General features: G+C 67.9%; 9 protein-coding genes. 2 read left to right on the top strand and 7 right to left on the bottom strand.

Annotated features, from left to right (window positions below; all coding sequences use genetic code 11):
• Nucleotides 1–111: 111 nt before the first annotated feature.
• Genes K6U06_RS24150 through K6U06_RS24140 form a run of 3 tightly spaced genes read right to left on the bottom strand, consistent with a single transcriptional unit; the run spans nt 112 to nt 1063 of the window.
• On the bottom strand, nt 112–492 hold the full coding sequence (locus tag K6U06_RS24150) for an IS3 family transposase (RefSeq protein ID WP_262324550.1): 381 nt from the start codon (nt 490–492) through the stop codon (nt 112–114).
• Nucleotides 489–779, bottom strand: coding sequence for a transposase (locus K6U06_RS24145; RefSeq protein WP_262324549.1), 291 nt, complete (start codon nt 777–779; stop codon nt 489–491). Before K6U06_RS24145 ends, K6U06_RS24150 begins: the two co-directional genes overlap by 4 nt.
• A gap of 2 nt (nt 780–781) precedes the next feature.
• The gene (locus K6U06_RS24140) at nt 782–1063 is read right to left on the bottom strand and encodes a hypothetical protein (protein ID WP_262324548.1); all 282 of its coding nucleotides are present in this window, start codon (nt 1061–1063) and stop codon (nt 782–784) included.
• Between the two features lie 519 nt (nt 1064–1582).
• Here K6U06_RS24140 and K6U06_RS24135 point away from each other — a divergent pair.
• Together K6U06_RS24135 and K6U06_RS24130 are read left to right on the top strand one after the other, a co-directional pair.
• Nucleotides 1583–1801 carry a hypothetical protein gene (locus K6U06_RS24135; RefSeq protein ID WP_262324547.1) on the top strand — a complete coding sequence of 73 codons (219 nt, stop codon included), beginning with the start codon at nt 1583–1585 and terminating at the stop codon, nt 1799–1801.
• A gap of 21 nt (nt 1802–1822) precedes the next feature.
• Nucleotides 1823–2068 (top strand): hypothetical protein, encoded by a 246-nt coding sequence (locus K6U06_RS24130; RefSeq protein WP_262324546.1) that lies wholly within the window; start codon nt 1823–1825, stop codon nt 2066–2068.
• A gap of 64 nt (nt 2069–2132) precedes the next feature.
• Here K6U06_RS24130 and K6U06_RS24125 read toward each other — a convergent pair whose 3' ends face one another.
• The 4 genes from K6U06_RS24125 to K6U06_RS24110 form a co-directional block, all read right to left on the bottom strand.
• Complete coding sequence (locus K6U06_RS24125) at nt 2133–2585, bottom strand: PaaI family thioesterase (RefSeq protein ID WP_262324545.1); 453 nt, start codon at nt 2583–2585, stop codon at nt 2133–2135.
• Nucleotides 2586–2616: 31 nt separating this feature from the next.
• Nucleotides 2617–4236 carry an acyl-CoA synthetase gene (locus K6U06_RS24120; protein ID WP_262324544.1) on the bottom strand — a complete coding sequence of 540 codons (1620 nt, stop codon included), beginning with the start codon at nt 4234–4236 and terminating at the stop codon, nt 2617–2619.
• A 108-nt stretch (nt 4237–4344) separates the two neighbouring features.
• The gene (locus tag K6U06_RS24115) at nt 4345–5511 is read right to left on the bottom strand and encodes an acyl-CoA dehydrogenase family protein (RefSeq protein ID WP_262324543.1); all 1167 of its coding nucleotides are present in this window, start codon (nt 5509–5511) and stop codon (nt 4345–4347) included.
• Nucleotides 5512–5629: 118 nt separating this feature from the next.
• Nucleotides 5630–7156: an AMP-binding protein gene (locus K6U06_RS24110; RefSeq protein WP_262324542.1), complete on the bottom strand. Its 1527-nt coding sequence runs from the start codon at nt 7154–7156 to the stop codon at nt 5630–5632.
• Between the last annotated feature and the right edge of the window lie 96 nt (nt 7157–7252).

Here is a 7252-nt window from a genome sequence, read left to right as displayed (position 1 = left end):
CCAACCTCGCCAGCACGCTGTTGTCTGTAGGCGCCATCGACCAAGAACCGATCTCTCGGCTCCGCCCGCCACATGACTACCTCACCCGAACCCCGCAGGTGGTGGACCCCGCTATCCAGTTACGTCACGTCTCACCAGATCCGGGAAAGGACGCTTCTGCTTATCCGGACGAGTCAAGTTCTTCCGGCGTTTCTTCGCCCGAGCCACCAGTCCTTGCCGGACCATGGACTCCGCGATGGTGTTCACGCTCACCTTCCAACCCTCCTCAACCAGATCGTCATAAATGCGCGGCGACCCGTACGTGCCGCCCGACGTCCGGAACGCCGCCGCGGCCGCCGCATCCAGCAGCGCCCGACGCCCGTCGCGCTCGGTGGGCGGCCGGTCCCGCCACTTGTAGAACCAGCTCTCGCTCACATCCAACGCCCGACAGGACACCGCGTGCGGCACCCGATGGAAGGTCCTCTGGTCAGCGATGAAGCCGGCCAGGCTCACTTCGTCGCCTCCTTCACCCAAAGGACCACGGATCGCTTGAGGACATCACGCTCCATCCGCAGCTCAGCGTTCTCCGACCGCAACCGGACCAGCTCGGCCCGGTCGTCGCCCGACAGGCCCTCGGTCTCGCCGCGCTCGATCTTGTCCTTGTCCACCCAGTTGCCCAGCGTGCCCGCGTTCACCCCAAGATCGCGTGCCACCTGGGCGATGGGTTTCCCCGTCTCCCTGACGATACGGACCGCTCCCTCACGGAACTCCGCATCGAACTTCCTTCGTGCTTCTGGCATGGTCACTCCTCATAGTCCATGCCTCCACGGTTCCGGGGGATGCTCACTGCGGCCACGAGCCGCACATGGCCCAGCCGGCGTCTCTCGGCCAAGAACGCTGCGACCTCTCCAGTCGTCAACGCCTCTGCTGGGACCCCCTCGGACTCCATCCAGCAGCTGAGATGGGCGAACAGGCCCACCTGCGCCGCAGCCGGCGCCTCCTTGTAGCCGAGCACACCGAGGCGTTCAATGAACCCCTCAGCGAACGGCGCCAGCGGACCCGACACCACGAACGTGACCATCACCGACCCTCCTTGCCTCCGACGTCGATCGCCGAAGGCGACAAACGCCGGGATCAGCGCATGGCTCGTCGCGCAGCCCCGACAACGCACACGGGCGAACCACACCCGGACTGCCACCCCAACACGCACAAAACGCCAGTAGCCGCCCCAGCGCTGCATCGGCCCGTCGCAGCCCGGGCACGCCGGCCGGGGAACCGCGACCGACACGCCAGCCGCGGCATACGCATCGACATCGAGCAAGCAGGGCCATACGATGGCCACAGGCGAACACCGCCTCTGGACCCCGCCCTCGACCAGTGCCAACTCGACAGGGGCGGGGTCCTTCGCGTGGAAAGGACCGCCAATCCTGCCCCACCCTCCCCACACCATGCACGAAGAACCCCGCCAAAACCAGGCTCCTGATGCTCAACCAGTCATGCGCTCAACAACGTCACTCTCGTCGACCTGCGTGCCCCCCCGATCGAGCGGATAGAGGCGGATGGGATCCGCACCACCGCCGGCCTGCACGCCTTGGACATCATCGTGTTCGCCACGGGGTTCGATGCGATGACCGGCTCGCTGCTCAGGATGGGCATCACGGGGCGGAGTGGGGTGCCCCTCAGCGAGAAGTGGGCTGACGGGCCCCGGTCGTACCTCGGGTTGCAGGTCGCCGGGTTTCCCAACCTGTTCACCATCACCGGCCCGGGGAGCCCGTCGGTCCTGAGCAACATGCCCGTATCCATAGAGCAGCACGTGGAGTGAATCGGTGCGTGCATCTCGCGGGTGCGCGACCGTGGGGTCAACGCGACGATCGAGGCGCTGCCCGAAGCCGAAGAGGCGTGGGTGGACCATGTCATCGCCACCGCTGACATGACGCTCTTCTCGAAGGCCGACTCATGGTACCTGGGAGCCAACATCCCGGGGAAGAAGCGGGTGTTCATGCCCTACGCCGGCGGCGTCCAGGACTACCGTCGCCGCTGCGACGAGATCGCCGGCAAGGACTACGAGGGCTTCTTGATATCAGCTTGACCGGCTGGCATCCGCCCGTACCGCGCCGTACCGACCGGCCGGGGACTCCCCCGGCCGGCTCCGGTCAGCCCGGCCGGGGGTCGACGATGGTGAGGGTGCCCTGAGCGGCACACACCAGGTTGTGGTCCGCGCCGTAGACCTCGCCTCGCACGACGGCGCTGCGGTTGGTGAGCGCCACCACGCTCGACTCGGTTTCGAGCAGCCCGGCTTTCACCGGTGCGATGTAGTTGAGCTTGATCTCCGTCGTGGCCGCCCACTGGCCCGGCTTCAACAGCGGGTAGACGACGACACCTGTGATGTGGTCGACGATCCCGGCCACGACACCGCCGTGGGCGTTGCCGAACGGGGTCAGCAACTCGTCGCGTATGGTCGCGCGGCACCACAGCCGACCGGGCTCGAACCGTACCAGCTCGATCCCCAGGTACCCGGGAAGTCCACCGGCACCTTGACCGGCCGACGCCAGGAACGAGTCGGCGATGGCCTGGTCGTAGCGGTCCGCTATCGACGGTCTGGGCATCTGTCCTCCGTAGGTGTGTGGGATGCGGGCATCAGCGGTTGGTGCTCCCCGCGGTCCGCTCGATCGCGGCGCTCTTGCACCGGGCATAGTCGACCTTCCCGTTGGGCGCTCGGCCGACCGTGTCTACGAACAGCACGTGCTTGGGCGCCTTGTAGGCGGCCAGGTGCCGCTTGACTGCACCTATGACCTCCTGCTCGCTGAGCGATGTCCCGGGCGCGAGCTCGACCAGCGCCGTGATGGCTTCGCCCCACTTCTCGTCGGGGACGCCGAGCACGACCGCGTCGCGCACGCCTGGCTGCACCTTGAGGACTTCCTCGATCTCCTCGGGGTAGACCTTCTCCCCGCCGGTGTTGATGCACACCGAGCCCCTTCCGAGCAGCTTGATCGTCCCGTCGGCCTCGACGGTGGCGTAGTCACCCGGGATCGAGTAGCGCCTGCCGTCCACGACCCGGAAGGTCTTGGCGCTCTTCTCCTCGTCCTTGTAGTAGCCGAGCGGGATCCGCCCCCCCACCCCGACCATCCCCGTCTCGCCCGAGCCGGGCTCGACGAGCCGCCCGTCGTCGGTCACCACCACGGCGTTCTCGCCGAGCTGGAAGCGTGCTGTCTTGGCCGCGTTGCCTCCACCCGACACCGACGTGCCCATGCCGAGCGCCTCGGAGGAAGAGAACGCATCGACCAGCAGCATCCCGGGGTGGTGGCGGAGGAGGCCCTGCTTGGTCTCCTCGCTCCACATGACGCCCGACGACGTCATCGCGAGGAGGCTGCTGATGTCCCAGTGGCCCGGGTCGGCGTCGAGGGCCCGCAGCATCGGCTTGGCGAACGCGTCGCCGACGATGGCCACCACGTTGACCTTCTCGCGGTCGATCGTGTCGAGGAGCTCGACGGGGTCGTAGTTGCGCTTGGCGAGGGTGACCACGGATCCGCCCTGCGTGAGGATGCTCATCGCTATCAGGGCTCCGGTCCCGTGCATCAACGGGCACGCCGGGAGCGCCACCGGCCCGGGAGCGGTTCGCGACGCCCTGAGGGCCACGTAGTCGACGTCCTCGGTGATGCTGCCGTCCAGTTGGCTGGCAAGCATCATGATGAGGTCGTCCTGGCGCCACATCACCCCCTTGGGCATGCCGGTGGTGCCGCCGGTGTACAGCATGTAGATGTTGTCGCCGTCGCGGCCCCAGGCCGGCCTTTGCCGGCCTGGATTGGCCGACGCCACATCCTCGTAGCTGTCGGCCCAGCCGGGGCAGGAGCCGGAGCCGTCGTCCACCCAGAGCCAGCCCTTGATCCCCGGCAGGCGGTCCTTGATGCCCTCGATGCGCTCGGCGAAGGAGCCATGGAAGACCACGGCGATGGCGTCGGCGTTGTCCCAGAGGTACAGCAGCTCGTCGTCCGCATACCGGTAGTTGGTGTTCACCGGGACGAGGGCGGCCTTGTAGCAGCCGAACATCGACTCGAGGTACTCCGGGCAGTTGTAGAGGTACTGGGCGACCTTGTCCTGCTCCCCGGCCCCGAGCCCGAGAAGCCACCCGGCCACGCCGTCGGCTCGCTCGTCGAACTCCCGCCACGTCAGCCGTTGGCCTGCGTGCACCAGGGCCTGTGCCTCGGGCAGCGCATCGGCTGCCGTCTCCCACATCTCCGCGAAGTTCCATCCGGGCATCAGGCAGTGTCTCTCATCAGGTCTCTCATCAGGCGAGGTCTCCTTCGTTGTCTTCCACTACGTGCATGGGGGAGGCAGCTGGCCCCTCCTACACACTGCCGTCGCGGGCTAGACGGCACGTCTTCGCCGGGCCTCGGCCCAGGTGAGCCGGTGCTCGACGTCCACGTCGTGGGGCAGGCCGAGCACCCGTTCGGCGATGATGTTGCGCTGGACCACCCCCGTACCGCCACCGACGGTCAGCGCCGGCGCGAACAGGAAGCCGAACGACCACAGGCCCGGCTCGCCGCCGAGCGGACCGGCCTCCTTGAGCATCCCGGCCGGCCCGGCCAGATCCTCGGCCAAGCCCATGATGTGCTGCCCGTGCTCGTCGGCCATCACCTTGCGGATCGAGGCCTCCGGGCCCGGCGGCTCGCCCTTGATCGCCGCGGTCACAGTGCGGAGGCGGATCAGGCGCAGCAGCTCGGACTCGATGTGGAGGGCCGCCAGGCGCTGGCGCATGACCGGGTCTGCTACCCCTCCCCGGTCCCTCACCAGCTGCAGGAGGTCCTCGGCCCCCGGCCCGTTGCCCCACAGCGCCCCGCCCGACGACAGCGAGACGCGCTCGTTGCCCAACGTCACCTTGGCGAGCCCCCATCCCGCGTTCTCGTCACCGACCCTGTTGGCCGCGGGGATCCGCACGTCGGTGAAGTACACCTCGTTGAAGGTGTGGCTCCCGGTCATCTCTATGATCGGGCGGATCTCTATGCCCGGTGTGTCCATGGGGCATATGAAGTACGAGATCCCCTGGTGCTTGGGCTGCTCGGCGTCGGTGCGGGCGATGAGGATGCCGAACTTCGCGAACTGCGCCAGCGAGGTCCAGATCTTCTGGCCGTTGACCACGTACTCGTCCCCGTCACGGACGGCGCGGGTGCCCAGGTTCGCCAGATCGGATCCCGCCTGCGGCTCCGAGAAGAGCTGGCACCAGATCTCCTCACCGGAGAGCAACGGCATCAGGTGCTTGTGCTTCTGGTCGTGCGTGCCGGCATGGAGGATGGTGGGGCCGGCCCAGCCGATCCCGATGGGGTTCATCGGACGGCGGGCCCCGGCGCGCTTCAACTCGGCGTCGATGACGAGTTGGTGGATCGGGTCGGCGTCCAGGCCCCACGGGCGTGGCCAGTGGGGGGCAACATACCCGGCCTCTGCGAGGTCCCGGCCGCTCGGGTCGGGGTGCTCTCTCAACCATGCCCGCACGGATCGCCGGCGGGGGTCGTCGTCCCCGGGGAGCTCAAAGTCCATCCTGCTCAGTCCTTGTCCACTCAGTCCGTGTATAGCGTCGACAGGTCCCCACCGCGCGCCGCCCCTCGGCCGGCGGGGCATCCGGGGTCCTCCACCTCCCGCCAGGACGCTCGGGCCCTCACTTCCAGTACTGGTCGCGTAGAGCCCGCTTGTACAGCTTGCCTGTCGGCAGGCGGGGAAGCTCCTCGACGAAGTCGACGGTGGACGGGCTCTTGTAATGGGCCAGTCTCGCCCGGCAGTATTCGATGAGTTCTTTCGCCGTCGTCGAGCCAGCTTCCGCAGGATCGACCAACTGGACGACGACTTTGACCGCTTCGCCCATGTCGGCGTCAGGAACGCCGATGACTGCGACGTCCGCCACTTTCGGATGCATGATCAGGACGTTCTCGGTCTCCTGGGGGTAGATGTTGACCCCGCCTGAGATGATCATGAAGGCCTTCCGGTCGGTCAGGTACAGCCAACCGTCGTCATCGAGGTAGCCGACGTCGCCGAGCGTGGTCCACCCGTGCCCGCCGGGGTCCTGGGAGTCCCGGGTCTTCGCCGGGTCGTTGTGGTACTCGTACGGCGGCCCGCCACCGAAGAAGATGGTCCCGGCCTCGCCGGCAGGCAGCTCACGACCTTCGTCGTCGAGGATGTGGATCTCCCCTATAAGGGGGCGCCCCACCGTGCCGGGGTGGGCAATCCAGTCCTCCGGGCCCACTACGCAGAAGCCGTTCAGCTCGGTGCCGGCGTAGTACTCCCACAGCTTCGGGCCCCACCAGGCCATCATCTGCTGCTTCAGCTCCACCGGGCACGGCGCCGCTGCGTGGATGGCGACCTCGATACTGCTCAGGTCGGCCTTCTCCCGGACCTCGTCGGGGAGCTTGAGCATCCGGCTGAACATCGTCGGCACCCACTGCGAATGCGTGACGCCATGGGAGCCCATGAGGTCCAGGGCCACGGCTGGGTCGAACCGCTCCATCATGACGACGGTGCCACCCAGGGCCTGGACGCCGATCGTGAAGCCGAGGGGCGCAGAGTGGTAGATCGGTGCCGGCGAGAGGTATGTGCTGTCGGGACCGAACCCGAAGACCCCCTCCAGAAGCCCGGCGATGAGCTGGCCATCGCTGATCTGGGCGTCGCGCAGCGGCCGTTGGATCCCCTTCGGTCGTCCCGTGGTGCCCGAGCTGTACAGCATGAGGTCGCCCGCCGGCTCGTCGGTGAGGGGGGCGGGGTCGCTCGCCTCGAGCGCCGCCTCGTAGGAGGCGAGCCCGCCGGCCCCACCGTCGACCGCCAGGGCTACGGCCACACCGGGAGCGTCGGCGAGCGCGGCGGCCGCCACGGCGGCCTTGGCCGGGGACGTGACCAGTGACTTGCACCCTGAGTCGTGCAGGATGTAGCTGACCTCCTCTGCCGTCAGGTAGGAGTTCACCGAAGTCAGGTAGAGACCTGATCGCAGCGCCGCCCACACCACCTCGAAGTAGCGAGGGTGGTTCTCCATGAATACCGCCACGTGATCGCCGCGCCTGAGCCCCTCGGCCTGCCACAGACGCGCCAGGCGCGTCGAGCGCTCATCGAGCTCTGCGTAGGTGACCACCTCGCCGCTGCCACCCATGATGAGGGCTGGCTTGTCGGGGGTTGTGCGGGCGTGGACTGCTGGGTACACGGGGTTTCTCCCTGGGACGTGACGGGCTGGACGTGAGGTGTTGGACCTGAGTCGCTGGTGGCGGGCGAGGCGGCGCAGGCCTCAGGCTGGCTCCTG

Origin of the sequence: Acidiferrimicrobium sp. IK (genome assembly GCF_025499425.1) — a bacterium.
Lineage (GTDB): Bacteria > Actinomycetota > Acidimicrobiia > Acidimicrobiales > Palsa-688 > Acidiferrimicrobium.
The sequence above is the reverse complement of the archived record's forward strand: the minus strand, read 5'-3'. Positions and strand labels throughout refer to the sequence as shown.